This window comes from Dysgonomonas sp. Marseille-P4361, assembly GCF_900343125.1.
Classification (GTDB): domain Bacteria; phylum Bacteroidota; class Bacteroidia; order Bacteroidales; family Dysgonomonadaceae; genus Dysgonomonas.
Window position 1 is genome coordinate 21,007 of record NZ_OPYL01000004.1, and the last position, 18,780, is coordinate 39,786.

An 18,780-nucleotide genomic window follows, 5' to 3' on the forward strand; every position below is an offset into this window, starting at 1 on the left:
ATTACATTTTCTTATAATAATCATATAAAGCTACTTGTGAACGACACGAAGGATTATCTCCCCGTTCGACATAACGATTGCATCCGAAGACAGACAGGTCACGCGCTTTTTCATTGTCGCTCCACTGTATTTCAAACACATCCCGAAGGGTTTGTCTGATCTTTTCGTCCAAGACGGGAGCGGCAATCTCTACCCTGCGGTCGAGGTTGCGGTTCATCCAGTCGGCGCTCATGATGTACATTTTTTCTTCGCCACCGTTGCAAAAGATAGCCATACGGGCATGTTCCAAAAACTTATCAACAATGCTGATAACCCGTATATTTTCGCTCATCCCTTTTACTTGTGGTTGCAGGCAACAAGCCCCTCTGACGATGAGGCGCACTTCAATTCCAGCCTGGCTCGCCTTGTAGAGCAGCTTTATAATCCGTTCGTCGGTAAGGCTATTCAGCTTAGCGCAAATAAATGCGTCCTTACCGTTTTGTTTATTTTTTATTTCTTGTTTGATCAGTCCTTCGAAATGATCGCGCATATAATCAGGTGACACAACCAACTGTTTGAAAGCAGGTCTCTTATGAGCATTCTGCAAGTAATCGAATACGGCTTTTGCATCTTCTACAAATTCGGGATTGGAGGTAAACAACCCGTAATCGCCATAAATTTGTGCGGTAGATTCATTGAAATTTCCCGTCCCTACAAACACATAGCCTTTATCCTTTCGCTGCACAAGCACCAGCTTACTATGCACTTTTATGCCGCTGGTACCATGAATAACTTTTACGCCATGACGTTGCAGCAGCTCGGTATATTCCACATTCTGTTCCTCATCGAAGCGGGCAAAGAGTTCGAGCAATACAACCACCTTTTTACCATTTTTAGCCGCATTGAGCAGGGCATTGATCACCTTCGACCGCTCGGCTGTCCGATACAACGTAATGCTGATACTGTCCACTTTAGGATCGATAGCAGCTTCGCGTAGGAAGTCGATAAAATGATTGAACGTATGATAAGGGTAGTTGAGAAAAATATCCTTCTTGTTTATCACCTTGCAGATGCTCGAGAATGGCTTAATATCGGGATGTTTGAGCGGTACGAAAGTCGCCTCTTCCAGATTGGGACGAATTTTCGGGAACTTCATCAGGTCGCGCAACAAGTGGTAGCGTCCTCCCGCATCCAGCGTTCCTTCCTGATCAAGTTTCAGTTTGGTTGCGAGAATTCCTAACAGGTCGTCAGGCATTTCGCGATCGTAGATCAATCGCACAGGCTGTCCGTGCAGACGATTTTCGAGTCCTACTTCCATCTTTTCGAGCAGACTCTTCGTCAGATCATCGTCCAACGTCAATGATGAGTCGCGCATCAGCTTGAAGGTATATGCAGCAATGCTCTCGTAGTTGAACATAAAGAAAATATCGTCGAGGTTGAGACGAATGATATCGTCCAGAAATATAATTTCTTTTTTATCCTTAGACGACGGCAACACCACGAAACGAGGACACGAAGTATTGACCGGTATTTGCAGAATGGCATAACGTGCATTTTTGCCATCCTTGCGCGAAGTCATTTTTACGGCATGATAAATATTATTATCCTGCAAAAATGGTATTTGGGTTGTTTTGCGAAGAATAAGCGGAACGAGCTGAGGACTAACAACGGAAGAAAAATAATCGTAACAAAACTCTTTTTGCTTCTTGCTCAGTTGTTTTTCGTTGAGGACATAGATACCTTGTTCGCCCATCTGCGCCAGTATTTCTTCATAGGTATCAGTAAACTTCTGCTGACTCTCTGCTACTTTCTGATTGACCAACGGGAGCAACTCCTGAGCCGTATAGCCACCCGTAAAGCGAGAGACTTTCTTTTCTTTCAGTTGGCTGAGGCGCACAATGTTAGCTACACGCACTTTGATAAATTCGTCCTGATTGTTAGAGAATATACCTAAAAACCGCAAACGTTGCAGCAAGGGAACAGTTTCGTCCTGCGCTTCCTGCAAGACCCTTTCGTTGAAGGTCAACCAGCTTAGATCTCTATTATTTATCATACAACCTATGTTTGGGTTATTGTTCTACACCTCACTTTTTAAGAAAACAATAAATTTGCTGCGTCTGCTTTTTTTACTCATCCGTTGTTTCGATATGTAAATTTATAGAAAATATTTTGACAAAAAGACAAAACCTCTCTTTAGTGTGTTAAGATATTGTTGAACTAGAACAAAAAAACAGCCGCTGACTGCTTGTTAGCGATTGCTATACATGATACCTTTTGATTCTTTTTAGTATTTTTGAGGAATAACTATTAACTATATACAGTCTTCACAAAACAATTACAACTATGACCGCAGAAGAATTTGTAAAGAATTTTTATCTAGAAAGAAAAAACCTGATAGAAACCTCTTTTGATTTCGAATCTGATATGCAGAGAAGAAGTTATGTTTCTGCAAAACTAGAAGAAATGAATCTCGACAGAGAACAAATGGAGAAACTCAGACATATTCTTTCTTCGCTGTTAACAGATAGTTTTTATACAATCCTCCTAGGGCTTGACGGCTCTGCAAGTATAGGAGACGCACAAACGAATTATAAGATTTACGATGACAAGGATAATCTTATCTCCGACTGTGGAGAAATAGAAACTGAAGCTTATGAATATTTTCACGAAAACAAATATGAAGTCGAGAATTCTAAAGCTGACTTTATCGCTACCTTAAAATATAGGACTACTGAAGAAGGAGGGCGAAAAACACCAGCTCATTCCGGCTATAGGCCACAGATCAGATTCGACTTTGAAGAGATGCAAACTTCGGGGCAACAAATATTCATTGATAGAAACATTGTATTCCCTGGGGATACAGTAAATGCAGAAATTGAAATTATTTCTACTGAATTATTTGAAAACAGATTGAAAGAGGGTATGCCTTTCGAGTTCAGAGAAGGAGGTACTGTCATTGGAACAGGAAAAATAAAACACATTGTAAATAAAAAGTTACAACAAAACAGCCGCTGACTGCTTGTCAACGGCTGCTCGTTTATATATTTTCCCTTTACACTCTGCGCAATGGGAACCTCTTGAACCATGTCAGCGAGCGCCACAACCACTCTATAGGTCCATAGTAGTAACGTTTGATCCACCAGCTACTAAACAGCATTAATACAGCGTAAACGGCCAATCCGAGAAGCATACACTCAAAGAAGCTGAGCTTTGTAGCCAAATTAAAACCGAAGCCATAGAACAATACTACGCCTATAACACTCTGAGCCATATAGTTGGTCACACTCATGCGTCCTACCGGAGCAATGCCATCCAGTGCTTTTCTGGCTCCTTTGAAAGTATAATATAACAATGTTAAACCGCATATATACATCATCATCATACCCATATTGGCATACAGTTTAAATAACATTTCGCCACTGCGAAGCGCATAACCTTCTACTCCAAATACCGGAAGCAGTAACACGATTGCATAGAAAAACACAAACACTGCTATGCTGCAAGGAAGAGCAAGCTTACTGTATTTTATCATCTTTTCTTCGCTCTTGTGGATGCCGAAACGCCCGATAAGCATACCGGCAATGAATAGTCCCAACAACTGACTATAGCGTGCATAGTTGATCACCCAAAGTATTTTGGCAAACTGACCTTTCCACATATTGTAATTGACCACATCGGCAAACGATCCTTCGGCAAACACAGGAACCATATCTGCATACAACTCGTCCATATAGGTCATCAGATAAGATGGTTCGTTTGGTGCACTGCCACTTAGCAACGACATAAATGCAATAATATCAGGTATCTGCAAGAAGAACAGCACCATCAGCACCACCAACCATTTCGTCGGCAGCTTAAAGAGTGGTATCATAAATATTCCCAATATACCATACACTAGGAAAAACTCGCCCATGTAAATAAGCCCATTGAGGTAGCCTAATCCGAGCAGCAGCAAGAGACGCCACAAGAATCGCCAACGGAAATCGACTCCCTTCTCGGCTTGCGAATCCATTTGCATAAAGAAACTCAGACCGAAAAGCAACGAGAAAATGGCGTAGGTTTTACCTGCAAAAAGGAAAAAAACACCATCGAATACGATATTGTCTACTTGTTGCCAGAACGGCGATGCCAGCTCGGGGGTGAATGTCAGATCGAAATGCTCCATACAATGAATCAGCAAGATGCCAAATAAGGCAAATCCGCGGATAGCATCGATAGAGGTGATGCGTTTTTTGGGCGTAATAGTTGATACCATGATATAGGTTAAAAGTTAATTTTCAGTGATCGCAAAGATAGAAAAAGCTTTCTTTAAATGAGCAAAATCCGCTTCAAATTACGACAACACGAAATTAGCCTTCTATCGTTACATAAAGGGCTTTTTATTGGTCAGAAAAGGAGAAAGATTGTTCAATTAGCACCATCTAAAAATATAATCACTCAACAAAGATGAATAATAAGAGAGAATATCTTTTATTGCTCCTATTTTATTACTAAATTTATGGATGTAAACTGAGACAGACAAAACTATGAAAGCATATCATTATCCACTTTACATACTTGCAGCAATTACTTCCTTCCTTTTCTATTCGTGCGATAACGATGAGCCAGATACTCCAGAGACACAGATAGTAGACAAGCTTTCTTTACAATCGTGGAAACAAGACTTAAACGTTCTGGAGCCTACGAGCATTTGGCCCGATATGCAACATAGTATTTTTAAGCTATTCGACAGATTTGATTCTGTAAGATGGGGTGTACCCGACCTCAACGAAGAATTATATATAGCCGGACAGCAATCCCTTACAGGTAATATGGACATTTCATTCTTAAAACCGGGTATTTATAGTGCCATCATCAGTGGATATAAAGAAGGAAAGATAGCAGAAGCTGATACCTTGAAATTCAAATGTTATATCGATGGTGACTTTTTAAGCTTAAAATGGGAGAACAACGATAAGCCTGGCAATTATAGTGTAGGAGGATATAATAATGTGGTTCGTAATTTTCAATTGAGCTTAACTCACGTCAAAGGAGAAAAACCATATGCTCATCTAGAATATACGGTAGGCTCATTTCCTATATCAGACCCGAATGCAGATGAACTAAAACAACGTGCAGAATCGCGCGAGTTTTTGTCCGAATACATAACTGATTTATATGGAAATCCTGTCTACAACTACAAGAATGAAGACTTTGCTAACTCTCCTTTACTTGAAGAATACCATAAGCGGTTTGTTATCGCACTCGATGGACTTGGTTTAGGTATTACTTATATGCCTATTGCGATATGGGATACAGATAAATCTCACATTACATTATTGGGAGCAGTAGATAATGAAAAGAAAGAATCATATCATTATTATACAGTGATAGCCGAACCTCGTAAGCTTTAAGAGAATAAAACATAACAAAAAAAAGAACAGTACAAACATTTCTTCAACTCTCTACAATATCATTTATTATAAAATCCCGTATACTTGAACCTATCAATAAACGAGTCTATCTTTTTTCTTATCCATATATTGATAATATGATAGATATTAGTATATTTGCATACTAATTTTGCGTTATAAGTACTGTTTTTTGCGTCAATAAGACTATTATTTACTTCTGTAGCAGCAGGTTATAGCGTATTAATTACACATTTTACAAAAAAGATTAGATAACAAATTATATTATTCACACACAACATTTTTGTTTTTTATACAAAAGAATACATTTTGTAGCTCATTCATCACACACATTTTTTCGAAATGACCTCAATCTGATTTTGTATAAAAAATAACCTTAGACAAAATTTATAAAACAATGAAGATTAAATTAACTTTTTTCCTACTCTGTTTGTTGTTAATTACAAATGGAAGTTCGCCTATAAAGGCACAAGTAACAATTGGGAGCAATCTTATTCCCGAAAAAGCCGCTATTTTAGACATCAAAGAAATTGAGAGTAAAGAAGGAGGAGTAACAGCGACCAAAGGTGGATTAGTTCTTCCTAGAGTAAATTTAGAAAAGAAGTACCAATTATACCCTTTCATTAGAGAAGCTGGTTATAATGCTTCAAACTTTGATGATCCTGACTATGATCCGAATGCTGACGCTACATATGCTGCCGAAAAACCAGCACACAAAGGATTAATAGTATACAACCTGACAGAAAATGACGATGAGGAACTTTGTCTTGGACTGAATCAGTGGGATGGTGAAAAATGGAATTGTTTTCAAGAAAAAATGGGAAATGCCATTGCAGAACTAGGAAATTGTGATTCGTTACAATTTATAGGACAGTACCAGAATAAAGTGGCTTTAGGAGCTGGGAACTATATGACAATACCTCTGCATGTAAAAAAAGCCGAAGCATATACACTGACAGCTCGCCCTTCTCCCGATAATGGTTACTATTTTACAGCCAGTGGTGTATTCCTTACTCCGGGATATTACTTCCTTTCGGTTCCTGGTGCTGGAACACCTGTCAAATTCACACCTGAAGGAGAGCCTGGAGACTTGATAAAAATTGCATTCAACAACAAGCCGATGGACGCTTGTAATCCTAAATATATAGTAGTCGAAGATTCTTCAGTGAAACCGTTGTATACTATGCTTTGTGGTAAAACCAAAGTTCACGGAGTATACCAAATGGACAAAGAATTAACTGACGATAATTATATAACAGTTACGCTGAATGTAGATATTGAAGCTATAGGTGCTAAATACATTATAGAGACCAATACCGTAGATGGTATTTACTTTAAAGGACAAGGACTACTTACCACTGTTGGCGAACAAACAGTGGTACTTCAAGGATATGGAACTCCTACTAATTTCGATGATAAAGTAATGACTATCACATCCAATAGTGTAAAATCGAAAGAAACCTGTAAAGCTACTGTGCCAATTGCTTACTCTACAAAAACAACATATGGATGGGGATGGTACAATAATACTGCCGGATACATTATGCAAATAGTGGGCGGAAAACCTCAAGGTACCCGATTGATTGCCGATGCGGACATCAACTTCGGGACAGATGAAAACAGTGCTGTAAGAATAGTAAAACACAGTCCTACACAAACATTCAACCACCAAATATTGAGTGGTGAAGGAATGGGAGGTGCAGCCTATGAGCCTGCAAGAGTAAAAGATATGTTTGATCAAAAACCTGAAATTGTACTTGTTGGGTTCGACTTAGCTATCGTTAATGCTTCTGACAGAGCCACTATCGCTCAATATATGGTCGACTACCTAAAAGAGGGAGGAGTGATGATTCTTGCTCTAGAAAGAGATTATATGATGAAATCCTTCTGTGAAGCTCTATATCCAGGGATTTCTGTATCGACTACCTGGCGTAGCACTATGAGATATCAGATGGGATTTATGGATGACGAAATACTGAAAGGACCCTTTGGAGACATAAGAGGTAAATATTGGGGAAATGATATGGGTGGAGCTATCAGTGTGACAGGGCTACCTGAAGAAGACCTGATTGTATATAGCAGAGATGAGAACGGAAAACCAATAATGTTCAAACACAAATATTTTAATCTCTTCTGGATAGGAGAAGGTGGTGTTTTTGCTAATTACAATGGTACAGCTGGCTCTAGTGCTGGAAGTGCCGCAACCGGAGTAGCCTACCCTGTTGCCTTTGACAACGACTATAGACCAATGACACGCACTTGGACCGGAGGTGATGTAGAAAATGGGAGATTGTATGCCAATATCTTAGCTTGGGCTATCAAACAGGCTCAGTTTAACGGGATAAACACACCAAAATAATTATAGTCAGTAAATTATATTAAACAGAAAAAGGTAAGGAAACGATTTCCTTACCTTTTTCATTGTATATTATCAATAATAATTTCCAATAATCTTATTTATTTAACATATTCTCTGTTACCTTCAATCGATAAACACTGTGTTGTTTTTCTGCTATAAATTCCCAAAACTTGAATTTCCTCAGTTCCTGAGTCAGTAACTTACCTTCAAAATACACATCGAACCGAACTTCCAGAGGAACTACAATATCTTCATCTTCATACTCACATTCAGGCACATGATACTTTGCCGAAGCACTATTGCTTGTATCATGAGCTAGCATTTTTGTCTCGTTAGGCGCTATTTTGAGTATGGTATCATTGACTAAAAAGCAGTCGTCTTTATGTATAGACGTTTTAACAACAAGTGTATCTCCAAGAGTGTTTTCTATTTCGTAAGTATACTCATACTCCCAAGAGCAACTCATCAACAAAAAAGGGAATAATAATATTATAATTTTTACTTTCAACATTAACTATAAGATAAATTAATCTTACAAAAAGATATCATAGGTTTAATAAGATAGCAAGTATAAACAAAAAAGCCACAAAAATGAACTTTAGAATAAAATTTAACATCTTCACTTAGCCTAACAACTCTTTACCAATTACTTTCTTTTGACATTTCACGCCCCCTGCATTCATAGCATTTTATAAAAACTCCCATTAGAATAATCCAGTTTCGTACAAGGTCGGTCAACACAATGAAGGAGTATTAATAGTTCCTTACTTTAGAGATAACGAAGGATACTTTGGAGCTGATATAACAGTAGAGTCTACCAACACATAATGTGAGGATTAACTATTTCTTTACAATCAGGGAATCTTGCTAATGAAAAAGGAAAAGTGCTACATCTATAGAAGGACTAGACAACACAAAGAACACATTAATAAACCTTACATTTAGAGACACATATAATACAAAAAGAGACAAAATAACACACAATTCCATTTTTTAACATCCTAAACAATCTAGAATAAGAAGTTATAAATTACTTTCGCGCAAACAACATCAAATACACACACCTAATATTATAATTTACAAAAATCCGTCCCTATTTTAATTAATCACAACTACTCTTAACAAACACAAAAATGGAAAAATCTTTATTTACATTAGCTTTATTGTGCCTTCTTTTTAAGGCAGGAGCTATTCAAGCTCAAGTATCCATAGGAACAAATAATCCTCCTCAAAAATTTTCGATTCTCGAAATACATAGTGAAGCTACACATACAGGAGGACTACGTTTACCTCAATTAACAGAAGATGATAAAAACGGGATGAACACTAAACTTCTTGAATCTCTTGAAAAAAGTAAAGGCTTAACAATATTCAACATCATCACAGGACAAATAGAATTTTGGGATGGAGAAAAATGGGTCGCTGCAAAAACCATTGAACCATGGATGACATCAGGGACTAATAAGATTGCGACCTCTAACACCGATAATATTTATCAGATGGGACTGGTAACAATAGGGGATCCGAATAACATTGATCCTACTGCAATCTTTAATGTGGTTTCTAAGAATAAAGGAGTTTTACTACCTCGTATAGAGTTAAGTGGACCAACAGATATTGTTACTATTCCAAACCCTACAACAGGATTGTTAATTTATAACACAGGGGCTAACTCGGCATTTCCTGTTGAAGGCTATTTATATTGGAACGGTAAAGAATGGAGGCAATTTGTATCAGGAACTAGTAAAAACCCTCAAATATCAGGATTAGACTGTATCAATGCCAGAATGAATCCTGTTTCGTACAAAGCTGGAGAACAATACGAAGGTGTTCTTATTGTTCCTTACTTTGGCGGTAACGGAGGATATTATGGTGCAGACTTAACAATAGAGTCTACCGGAGTAACGGGACTTACAGCCACCTTACAACCGGGGAATCTTGCCTATGGCAATGGAGAGATGATATTTAATTTATCTGGAATACCAAGTGAGTCAAGTCCCGAATTAGCTACTTTTGAGATTGATTTCGCAGGCAATGTTTGCTCTGCTTCAGTAGGTGCAAATTCGTTGAAACAAGGTGAAATTGAATATTGGCACGGAACAATGCTTGCCAGCGAAAGAAATGTATTAGTCAGTGATTTTGTAGAAGATATGCCCATTATCGAAGATGCATTGAGACTAGATGCTTACTTTGACCAACATTCTAATGGAGATCATCCTATATCTTTCATTCCCAGAATATACAATGTATCGAACAAACCCGTTAAGTATTCGTGGGGAGGTGTTACTTCGGTAGAAGGACGTGGACGAGGCAATGTTATTCTTGCTCCTGGAGGTTACCAAGATCTGGATAATGGAATGTACATGGGATACGGAGAGAATATGATGATGGGCATCTCTACTCCTGATACATCCATGGGACATGGAGTCACTTCGCAGGAAACAATGACTATCGATCTATTCTATAGTGGCAGATGGTATCGAGTATTCTTTACGGGCTGGGTCGATAATAAGAATACAAAGGATAAGGATGATGCAGATAATACCCGTGAGGTTTATATTACTTATCAAAGATTATACTAGACTTTAATTTAGTTTTTTACTCCCCGACTATATTTAATCTTACAAAACTACATTTTATTGCTGCCTTCTTTACGGGAGGCAGTTTTTCTTTCTCAAGAGAAGCATATACCTCGAAGTCACCTTCCAGATCGGAGATTGTGAGCACTAGCGTATCATCCTCAATCTGAAAATCAGCAGAATAAATAGTATTATCGGATGAGATGGCTGTTATCGACCAATCGTCTGAAATAAAATAATACATCTGATACTGAGTATCCTCATTCTGAGGTTCTGTCAAATCATAAAGAATTCCATCTGATCCAAAATGTAACATATTGTTCCAGAAAGCTATTTTATCTTGAAAAGACTCTTCAAACAAGGTTATAACTTTTGCACGTTCTTCTTCCCTATCGGTATCTACATCCACATCATATACTACTTCTTTGCAAAGCCAAGTACCAATAGTAATAGGATGTTCTTGAGCTTTGTTAGTTGTCTTGCCGACTTCTTGAACCTTACCCTTGCATCGAAGGTATAATCAACTGAAGTATTATCCTCCATAGAATTGAAATCATCCGAGTCTTCGAGTATTTGCCGAGCTTCTTTTTTGTCTAATATCAGATATAAGTAATCGTCCAAAATTTCATAATTAAAAAATCCTTTCAAAACACCTTCCTTCCCCTCTATCCCCATTAATGACCCCGAGGTAAAGTAGTTGCTGAGAATAACCTCTTTTACGACAAATTCAGTCAGGTCAGTTTTTTGTTCTATTAGAATATGAGTTCCTTGCTCAGTTAATACCATATAGCTACCTCCCATTTCGCTCATAAATTTAGTTTCATTTTCACTAATAGTTTGATTTAATTGATCTTCAAAAGCTTTGTTTGCTGAGCTAACCTTAATTTTGAATCTGTCAAGATCCCAGATACCGACAATAGGATGATTCATCAAATCATCTCTTTGCTGAGCTATACTGACCAGAGAGATAGAAAGCAATGCTAAAAGAAATATGTATAGTTTTCTCACCTTCATAAAGTTATGTAGTTATTATAAGTATTCGATCAAGGTTCGTCGCTTACATTTCCTAGTTTTTTCTCTTTGGGCTGAATATCGAAGAGAGAACCATTTATAGTTGAGGGCTTCCCCTGCCAAACAGTTTTCTTACCATTGACAGTGATCGTTATCAATGCTTTTTCTTCTCCTACATCTGTCTTTTGATTCTGGATGGTATAGTTTACTGTCCCGCTATCGAAAGACAATTGAGCCGTTTTTGGACTATTGTTTACACTATAATTAAAGGTTTTCATCGCTGCCTTGTCGGGGTGATCGGGGTAGGCAAAATAGATTTTATCGTCTTCTTGCTGAAAGGCATAATAAAGATTACCTTCGTAAACGAATAACACTGCCCGTCCTTTTCCATTCTGGGTTTCGAAACTAAAAATGGGTTTATGATAATCAGTATCCAGATATTTATAGGCATATTCTTCCGATGTTCCATCTTCGTTAAAACGACTGCCTTCGACTAGGTAATAGATAGGATTCTTAAAACCATCCTCTGTAAAAGAATCAACAATTTTAAGACTTCCATCCACCCACTTATGATAGTTATAACTATGATAGGCTGCTCCCCCACTCGATCCGGACAAGAGGAGTTTTTTATCAGCCTTCGGTTCTACGAAGCCTCCTCTATAGCAGGTACAATCAGCATAAAGACTAGTTAATTCTTCATCAAATAAGAATTTATCATTTGACGACAAATAAAAGAATTGTTGCTGACTGGGATAGTAACACCCCTCGTCATATATTTCGCGGTCTAAAACACATAAGTCGGGTTTATCATCAAAATTATAATCGTCCGTAAAAAAGAATCTTTTGGGCTGGAGTACATCTTTGCTAATCTTCAGCACCGGCGCAGAGTTAACATATTCCTTCATCTCATCGTCCCCGGCTGAGAGGATTATCTCGTCCGTTGCTCTGTCATACAAACGAAAGTATGCACTTGCATCTTGTTCTACAGTGTCAGATGCCGTGAAGAACAATCCATATCGATCTGTGAAGTCGTAGATATCATAAATTTGTTGGCTTAGTAGCTGACCACAGCAACAAAGGATGAGGAAGAATATAAGTGTCAGATTTTTCATTTGCAATTTAGGATATAAATATCTTGGTTTATTTTTCTAAACGGAATATCATTTTCACAGCTGCTCCCTCGACAAAAGGTAATATTTGTTCGTCGAGCGAGGAGTTTAACTCTATCTCTTTTTCCACATCTGATATAGTTAATATTAATCTATCCCCTTCGATACTGAAATCGAAAGAATCAGCAGACCTCCAGCCGGCATATACATAAAGCATTCTTTCATTTACGATAAAATAAGGCCTCTCTTCATAAACAATAGAAGCTGTTCCATCTTCTCTAAATAAGATACTTTTATCCCAAAAAGCCATTTGTTGATCTATCAGGTCATTTAGATTAGCTTTTACTTTATTTATTATTTCTTCATCTTTAACAGATGGACTCAGCTCGTATGCAATATCCTCTAGTACCCAAGATCCTTGCGTTAGCGGGTGATTTTGTAGATCTGCCAACTGTAGGTCCGTTTTTCTCAGTTTTGCTTTTATATCTAAACTAAAAATAGATATACTATCCATTTCTACACCCTCACGTTTAGTTACCTCTTGCAATATTTGCATAACACTCACACTATCAAAAGACATGTAAAGATTATCATCTTTAATTTTATAGCTATATTTTTCGTTTAAAACTCCCTCCTTACCTTCTTTTGTTTCCGAAATAGAGTATTGACCAAAATAAAATATTTGTATAGAAGAGCTTCCCAAATCTCCTTTATCATACATACCTTGTATATATCCTCCGTTTTCTGTAAAGATCAAGAGTTCATCCCCTTTATCTTCGTAAGTTTTATTAAACCCCATTATATAGTCTTTCACCTTAGCCTCTATATCTTTATTATTAAGACTCACTTCGGCATCAAAATCTTCATGCATCCAGATACCAACTATGGGATGACCTTTCAGCTCGTCTTTTTGCTGAGCTACGCCGAGCAGGGGAAGAGACAGTAAGAATAAAATAAATATGTATAGTTTTTTCATTCGCAATTAAGATATTACATTCTTTGGTTATTTTACCAGACGGAATATCACTTTCATCGTTATTCTATCAATATGGGGCAGGTCGGTTTCTCCGATCTGTCTATATAGGTCTAGGTTTTCTTCTTCTTGAAACAAGATTAGTTCAAGCATATCTCCTTCGATACGATAATTGGCAAAATTACCATTATCACGGAAACCGACAATTCCGATAGTTTTATCATCTACCACCCAGTAATTTCCTCGTTCTTCATCGATAACAGCTACTCCATCTTCTTCAAAGCCTATAGTTTCGTACAAAGCATTTATTTGATCGGCATAAGAATCTAAGATAGCCTCTTTCAAAGAATTAGCCCAGTACTCATCTTCTATTTCTACCTTAGGCTCTAGTTCATACTTCGCATCTTCGAACTTCCATGTCCCCTGAGTAAGAGGATGATTCTTCAGGTCTGTCAATTGATCATTTGTTTTCTTTAACTTGTATTTCGTTGTGATAGGGAAATCAACAAAATCAGGTTCGTTTATAAAGTCACATTCCGGATGATTCAGTAAGCGACGACTTGCTTTTTCCACATTGACTGTCAAATATAAAATATCTTCTCCTACAAGCTTATAATCTGTCGTTTGAGGCCGCGTTCTATTTCTTCTTACTTGAGAAATCTCTGAACCTGAAACAAAGTAAGCTGCTTCGAATACTTCTTTTATAATAGGATCTGGTAAATCACTATTTAATCCTATCAGAGCCATAATTCCATATTCGGAAAATACCACGTAGGTAACACCCATCTCTTTTATTGTCTCTTCTTCTACATTTTGAAGATGCCACACACCTACTATGGGATGACCTTTGAGATCGTCCTTTTGTTGAGCATTAGTAGACAAAGAGAATGTAAACAGGAGTAATAGAACAGTGTATAGTTTTTCCATAACAGTTGTGTTTTCTGATTGAAGTTTAAATATACTCATTTATATTTATCAGCATTAGACCTGAGTACAAAAAAAGACGAGCACCTACAGATAGGTACTCGTCTTTGAGTTATTCTATTTTGGGGATGTTATTACATCATTCCACCCATTCCTCCGCCCATTGGCATTGCCGGAGCTGGAGCTGCTGGTTCTGGTTTGTCAGCAATGATACATTCTGTAGTTAAGAACATACCTGCGATAGAAGCTGCGTTTTCAAGAGCTACGCGAGTTACTTTAGCCGGGTCGATAACACCTGCAGCGTTTAAGTTTTCGTAGATCTCAAGACGAGCGTTGTATCCGAAGTCACCTTTTCCTTCACGTACTTTTTGTACTACTACAGCACCTTCTTTACCGCTGTTAGCAACGATTTGGCGAAGAGGTTCTTCGATAGCACGTTTCACGATTTCGATACCAGTTGTTTCGTCTTCGTTATCGCCTTTCATACCTTCAAGCACATCGATAGCACGGATGTAAGCTACACCACCTCCAGGAACTGTTCCTTCTTCGATAGCAGCACGAGTTGCAGAAAGAGCATCGTCTACACGGTCTTTCTTTTCTTTCATTTCTACTTCCGAAGCTGCACCTACGTAAAGAACTGCAACACCACCTGCTAATTTAGCAAGACGCTCTTGTAGTTTTTCACGATCGTAATCAGATGTAGTTTTTTCCATTTGAGTACGGATTTGACCTACACGTGCAGCGATAGCATCTTTGCTACCTGCTCCGTTTACGACAGTAGTGTTATCTTTGTTTACTGTGATTTTGTCCGCTGTTCCAAGCATTTCGATAGTAGCAGTTTCAAGAGAAAGACCTCTTTCTTCTGTGATTACTGTACCACCTGTAAGGATAGCGATATCTTCCAACATTTCTTTACGACGGTCGCCGAATCCTGGAGCTTTAACAGCACAGATTTTAAGACCTGCACGAAGACGGTTAACTACAAGTGTAGTCAATGCTTCAGAGTCGATATCTTCTGCGATGATAAGTAAAGAACGTCCCGATTTAAGGGCAGCCTCAAGAATAGGAAGGATATCTTTCAGTACTGAGATTTTTTTGTCAGTGATCAACACATAAGGGTTTTCAAGGTCAGCTTCCATTTTTTCTGTATCTGTTACAAAATATGGAGAAATATAACCTCTGTCGAATTGCATACCTTCTACTACGTCTACGTAAGTATCAGTTCCTTTTGCTTCTTCTACAGTGATAACACCTTCTTTTTTCACTTTACCCATAGCTTCTGCAATCAATTTACCGATAGCCTCGTCGTTGTTTGCAGAAATTTTAGCTACGTTTTCTATTTTGCTTAGGTCGTCACCTACTGTTACAGCTTGCTCGTTAATGCTTTCAACAACTTTAGCTACTGCCTTGTCGATACCACGTTTCAAGTCCATTGGGTTTGCACCTGCTGTAACGTTTTTAAGACCTACGCTAACGATAGATTGTGCCAATACTGTTGCAGTAGTAGTACCGTCACCCGCATCGTCATTTGTTTTAGAAGCTACTTCTTTAACAAGTTGAGCTCCCATATTTTGGAATGCGTCTTCCAATTCGATTTCTTTTGCTACTGTCACACCGTCTTTTGTGATGTGAGGAGCACCGAATTTTTTATCGATGATTACGTTACGACCTTTTGGTCCTAGTGTTACTTTTACTGCATTTGCCAACGCGTCAACACCTTTTTTTAGTTCGTCGCGAGCATCAATATTAAAAAGAATATCTTTTGCCATTTTTGTTTTAGCTTTTAGCTAATAGCATTGTAGCTATTAGTTTGTTTGTTTATTAAATTAACTTATCTCAATGAAATATTAAATAATTGCAAGAATATCAGACTGACGCATGATAAGGAAATTTCCGCCATCTAGTTCGATCTCTGTACCTGCATATTTGCCATAAAGTACATTATCGCCTACTTTAACGATCATGTCTTCGTCTTTTGTTCCGTTACCTACTGCGATTACTTCACCTTTCAATGGTTTTTCTTTTGCAGTATCAGGAATAATGATACCTCCTACGCTTTTTTCTTCAGCAGCCGCTGGCTTAATCAAAACTCTGTCTGCTAATGGTTTAATACTCATGATTCTTAAATTTAAATTGTTATTATTATATTTTATATATATTATAATTATTCTCAGTTTAGAGTATAGCTAATTGTGTGCCAAAATTTGATTCTGACAAAAAAACAGAACTCTGACACAAACAAACTGACAAGACGTCATTTTTCAGGGAAGAAGGGGGTTAACTAAATGCTGTCAAAAGCAGAAATGAGACTAACCTACAAAGGATGCAGACTGCAGGGTATTTTCGTCAATATTCAATTCCTTACTATAAACTTTAAAGAATAACTTTCTCAGTTCTTTTTTATTGACAGTTGTTTTATCTTTTCGCAATTGAATATAATTGTAAAACAGAATATCCTCAATTAATTCTCTGACTGTTTTAAATCTTAGCCTCTTTGTGAATTTACATATTAAATAAAAGCTAATTGCAGATAGCATAAACAATGTCATTCCAAGCATGACTGTATCAAAAATCATAATCAATATAGCTCCTAACATCAAGAACATTAAAACCTGAAAAGTAAATTTAGACATAGCAATAAGATATATTTCAATTCCTAACTCTTTTTCCATTTGCTTTACCAAAACTTTTCTATTTTTTCGTGGAAAAATCTCGTCTAGCCTTGTGCTTGTCGTTAATCGATGAGGATCATATACTCCCTGCTTGACCACTAGTTCTCTTAATTTATAAAATACTTGTTGAGAAGTACATGTACCACTATCCTCTTGATCAAGCTTAGATAGAATAACATCTACAAATTCCTCAAAAGTCTTTACATGAGACAATTCATTTTCTTCAAGCTTAACTTGCAGACTATCTTCGATCAGATATAAACTATCTTCTATATCCTCAATTTCTTCTGTATTAAATATATATTTCTTCATATACTTGCCAAACTATGCATAGAAAACGAAGATACTATTTTTCTAAACATATTATCGCACATACAGCGGTTGTAAAAACTAAAAATTCAGATCGCAAAAGTCTAAAAACTTTTCCCAATCGTAGTCTTTCACATCGTGACCTCCGGTTCGGATATGATAACCGACAGAAGGTGTTACTACAGGTTTATCTATAGCCGGAAGCGTATCACTTTCCAAAGTTTTCAATCCGTACAACTGATATACTGGACCGGCATGATAAGCTGACAGAAACTCTCCTTTAGGGTCTGCCCACTGATCGTCGACAGCACTGGCTACATAGACACTGCGCGGAGCAATAAGCGCTATGAGCTGATGCTGGTCGAACGGAAGTTCAGCTTCTTTGCCGGCATATCGGGAGAAGGCAGGACAAAACCAATGAGGAAAAGCCTTTGTAATTATAGCAATATTTTCGCCATATACCCTTTTGGCAAGGGCTGCACCTCCACATCCTGAATTATTGGAAATAACCACCTTGAAATGCTCATCTTGCACACCCGCCCATAACGTAGCTTTACCCTGACGGGAATGCCCCATGATAGCCATTTTCTCCGAATCGATCTTTTCCTCCGTCTCCAGATAGTCAGCGATACGGCTCAAACCCCATGCCCATGCCCCAATTGCCTGCCATTTGTCAGGCTTATCTACATTCGCTTCATAATCGGAGAACAGAGCGGCAATACTTCGCTCTTCAAACCCCGGTCTGTCCGGATAGATATCTTCGTACCACATAGTAGCCACAGCATAGCCCCGATCGATAATACGGTCGTAACTCCAACGATTAGTTTGTTCGCCCCTCGTCCATGTTGAGCGATCATTTTTCTTCAGTTCCTTATAGGCAGATGAATAAAGTATATCTTCTTCGGTGGTTGTGCTATGGTTTCCTTTAAAATTATAACCGATCACGACGGGAACTTTTCCTTGTGCAGCATTAGGAATATAAAGAAGAAGGAATGCTTCTACTGTTTTTCCATTCTCCACAAACGAGAATTTAATCTGCTTGCTGGTGGCTTTACCTTCCAAAGCTTTGGGATTCTGGGCAAGTATCTGATATTTCACATTTATATTTTCACTTGGAGTGCGACCGTATTCTTGCGAGTAGAAATACTCCATCAACTCGGGTTTTCGTTTGTTTTCCCACTGAGTTATCGTTGTCACCGCCGTACCATCGTTGCATCTGAGCAATTCGGGCAATATATAGTCTGGGACTTTGCTTTCATCGTAATTTGCAACATTCTGAGCCTGAATATTACATGTACAAAACAAGAAAAAGAAAAGGATATAACGATTCATAGTGATTAATTATCTGATGGTTATGAATTAATTAGGGCAGACACAAGGTACAACTTTTTTCTCTTTTACTGAATATATTTCACATCAATTCAAATATTGGAAATAAAAAAAAGAGGATATGC

Annotated in this window: 16 protein-coding genes; 4 read left to right on the forward strand and 12 right to left on the reverse strand. The window is 37.8% G+C overall.

The window, feature by feature from the left end; genetic code table 11:
• Position 1: 1 nt before the first annotated feature.
• Complete coding sequence (gene ppk1, locus DHU68_RS08600; protein ID WP_108822581.1) at positions 2–2,032, reverse strand: polyphosphate kinase 1; 2,031 nt, start codon at positions 2,030–2,032, stop codon at positions 2–4.
• Positions 2,033–2,322: 290 nt separating this feature from the next.
• On the opposite strand from ppk1, the gene DHU68_RS14255 reads away from it, so the two are divergent.
• Positions 2,323–2,994, forward strand: coding sequence for a hypothetical protein (locus DHU68_RS14255; RefSeq protein WP_185117501.1), 672 nt, complete (start codon positions 2,323–2,325; stop codon positions 2,992–2,994).
• 37 nt (positions 2,995–3,031) lie between these two features.
• Here DHU68_RS14255 and DHU68_RS08610 read toward each other — a convergent pair whose 3' ends face one another.
• Positions 3,032–4,234, reverse strand: coding sequence for a DUF418 domain-containing protein (locus DHU68_RS08610; RefSeq protein ID WP_108822582.1), 1,203 nt, complete (start codon positions 4,232–4,234; stop codon positions 3,032–3,034).
• A 271-nt stretch (positions 4,235–4,505) separates the two neighbouring features.
• Between DHU68_RS08610 and DHU68_RS08615 the strand changes: the two genes are divergently transcribed.
• Both DHU68_RS08615 and DHU68_RS08620 read left to right on the forward strand, forming a co-directional pair.
• Positions 4,506–5,372 (forward strand): hypothetical protein, encoded by an 867-nt coding sequence (locus DHU68_RS08615; RefSeq protein WP_108822583.1) that lies wholly within the window; start codon positions 4,506–4,508, stop codon positions 5,370–5,372.
• A gap of 415 nt (positions 5,373–5,787) precedes the next feature.
• On the forward strand, positions 5,788–7,749 hold the full coding sequence (locus DHU68_RS08620) for a hypothetical protein (protein ID WP_108822584.1): 1,962 nt from the start codon (positions 5,788–5,790) through the stop codon (positions 7,747–7,749).
• 94 nt (positions 7,750–7,843) lie between these two features.
• On the opposite strand, the gene DHU68_RS08625 is transcribed toward DHU68_RS08620, so the two are convergent.
• Positions 7,844–8,260 (reverse strand): hypothetical protein, encoded by a 417-nt coding sequence (locus tag DHU68_RS08625; RefSeq protein WP_108822585.1) that lies wholly within the window; start codon positions 8,258–8,260, stop codon positions 7,844–7,846.
• 622 nt (positions 8,261–8,882) lie between these two features.
• Between DHU68_RS08625 and DHU68_RS08630 the strand changes: the two genes are divergently transcribed.
• Positions 8,883–10,331 (forward strand): hypothetical protein, encoded by a 1,449-nt coding sequence (locus DHU68_RS08630; protein WP_108822586.1) that lies wholly within the window; start codon positions 8,883–8,885, stop codon positions 10,329–10,331.
• 16 nt (positions 10,332–10,347) lie between these two features.
• Here the strand turns inward: DHU68_RS08630 and DHU68_RS08635 are convergent, their stop codons facing one another.
• The 9 genes from DHU68_RS08635 to DHU68_RS08675 all read right to left on the reverse strand — a co-directional run bounded on the left by DHU68_RS08635 (position 10,348) and on the right by DHU68_RS08675 (position 18,658).
• Positions 10,348–10,737, reverse strand: coding sequence for a hypothetical protein (locus DHU68_RS08635; protein ID WP_108822587.1), 390 nt, complete (start codon positions 10,735–10,737; stop codon positions 10,348–10,350).
• 8 nt (positions 10,738–10,745) lie between these two features.
• Positions 10,746–11,336: a hypothetical protein gene (locus tag DHU68_RS08640; RefSeq protein ID WP_160111112.1), complete on the reverse strand. Its 591-nt coding sequence runs from the start codon at positions 11,334–11,336 to the stop codon at positions 10,746–10,748.
• Positions 11,337–11,371: 35 nt separating this feature from the next.
• The gene (locus tag DHU68_RS08645; RefSeq protein ID WP_108822589.1) at positions 11,372–12,451 is read right to left on the reverse strand and encodes a hypothetical protein; all 1,080 of its coding nucleotides are present in this window, start codon (positions 12,449–12,451) and stop codon (positions 11,372–11,374) included.
• Positions 12,452–12,479: 28 nt separating this feature from the next.
• Positions 12,480–13,424 carry a hypothetical protein gene (locus tag DHU68_RS08650; RefSeq protein WP_108822590.1) on the reverse strand — a complete coding sequence of 315 codons (945 nt, stop codon included), beginning with the start codon at positions 13,422–13,424 and terminating at the stop codon, positions 12,480–12,482.
• A gap of 27 nt (positions 13,425–13,451) precedes the next feature.
• Positions 13,452–14,348 carry a hypothetical protein gene (locus DHU68_RS08655; RefSeq protein WP_160111113.1) on the reverse strand — a complete coding sequence of 299 codons (897 nt, stop codon included), beginning with the start codon at positions 14,346–14,348 and terminating at the stop codon, positions 13,452–13,454.
• Positions 14,349–14,479: 131 nt separating this feature from the next.
• Positions 14,480–16,114 (reverse strand): chaperonin GroEL, encoded by a 1,635-nt coding sequence (groL, locus tag DHU68_RS08660; RefSeq protein ID WP_108822592.1) that lies wholly within the window; start codon positions 16,112–16,114, stop codon positions 14,480–14,482.
• A 78-nt stretch (positions 16,115–16,192) separates the two neighbouring features.
• Positions 16,193–16,462: a co-chaperone GroES gene (locus tag DHU68_RS08665; protein ID WP_108822593.1), complete on the reverse strand. Its 270-nt coding sequence runs from the start codon at positions 16,460–16,462 to the stop codon at positions 16,193–16,195.
• Between the two features lie 192 nt (positions 16,463–16,654).
• Positions 16,655–17,329, reverse strand: a complete 675-nt coding sequence (locus DHU68_RS08670) for a hypothetical protein (protein ID WP_108822594.1) — start codon at positions 17,327–17,329, stop codon at positions 16,655–16,657.
• Positions 17,330–17,407: 78 nt separating this feature from the next.
• The gene (locus DHU68_RS08675) at positions 17,408–18,658 is read right to left on the reverse strand and encodes a S9 family peptidase (RefSeq protein WP_108822595.1); all 1,251 of its coding nucleotides are present in this window, start codon (positions 18,656–18,658) and stop codon (positions 17,408–17,410) included.
• Positions 18,659–18,780: the final 122 nt, after the last annotated feature.

Excerpts from the sequence above, each read along its gene's own strand:
- ppk1 (WP_108822581.1), bottom strand. The coding sequence starts at position 2,032 with ATGATAAATAATAGAGATCTAAGCTGGTTGACCTTCAACGAAAGGGTC.
- DHU68_RS08655 (WP_160111113.1), bottom strand. The coding sequence starts at position 14,348 with ATGGAAAAACTATACACTGTTCTATTACTCCTGTTTACATTCTCTTTG.
- DHU68_RS08620 (WP_108822584.1), top strand. The coding sequence starts at position 5,788 with ATGAAGATTAAATTAACTTTTTTCCTACTCTGTTTGTTGTTAATTACA.
- DHU68_RS08665 (WP_108822593.1), bottom strand. The coding sequence starts at position 16,462 with ATGAGTATTAAACCATTAGCAGACAGAGTTTTGATTAAGCCAGCGGCT.
- DHU68_RS08675 (WP_108822595.1), bottom strand. The coding sequence starts at position 18,658 with ATGAATCGTTATATCCTTTTCTTTTTCTTGTTTTGTACATGTAATATT.
- DHU68_RS08615 (WP_108822583.1), top strand. The coding sequence starts at position 4,506 with ATGAAAGCATATCATTATCCACTTTACATACTTGCAGCAATTACTTCC.
- DHU68_RS08610 (WP_108822582.1), bottom strand. The coding sequence starts at position 4,234 with ATGGTATCAACTATTACGCCCAAAAAACGCATCACCTCTATCGATGCT.
- DHU68_RS14255 (WP_185117501.1), top strand. The coding sequence starts at position 2,323 with ATGACCGCAGAAGAATTTGTAAAGAATTTTTATCTAGAAAGAAAAAAC.
- DHU68_RS08625 (WP_108822585.1), bottom strand. The coding sequence starts at position 8,260 with ATGTTGAAAGTAAAAATTATAATATTATTATTCCCTTTTTTGTTGATG.
- groL (WP_108822592.1), bottom strand. The coding sequence starts at position 16,114 with ATGGCAAAAGATATTCTTTTTAATATTGATGCTCGCGACGAACTAAAA.
- DHU68_RS08650 (WP_108822590.1), bottom strand. The coding sequence starts at position 13,424 with ATGAAAAAACTATACATATTTATTTTATTCTTACTGTCTCTTCCCCTG.
- DHU68_RS08630 (WP_108822586.1), top strand. The coding sequence starts at position 8,883 with ATGGAAAAATCTTTATTTACATTAGCTTTATTGTGCCTTCTTTTTAAG.
- DHU68_RS08645 (WP_108822589.1), bottom strand. The coding sequence starts at position 12,451 with ATGAAAAATCTGACACTTATATTCTTCCTCATCCTTTGTTGCTGTGGT.
- DHU68_RS08670 (WP_108822594.1), bottom strand. The coding sequence starts at position 17,329 with ATGAAGAAATATATATTTAATACAGAAGAAATTGAGGATATAGAAGAT.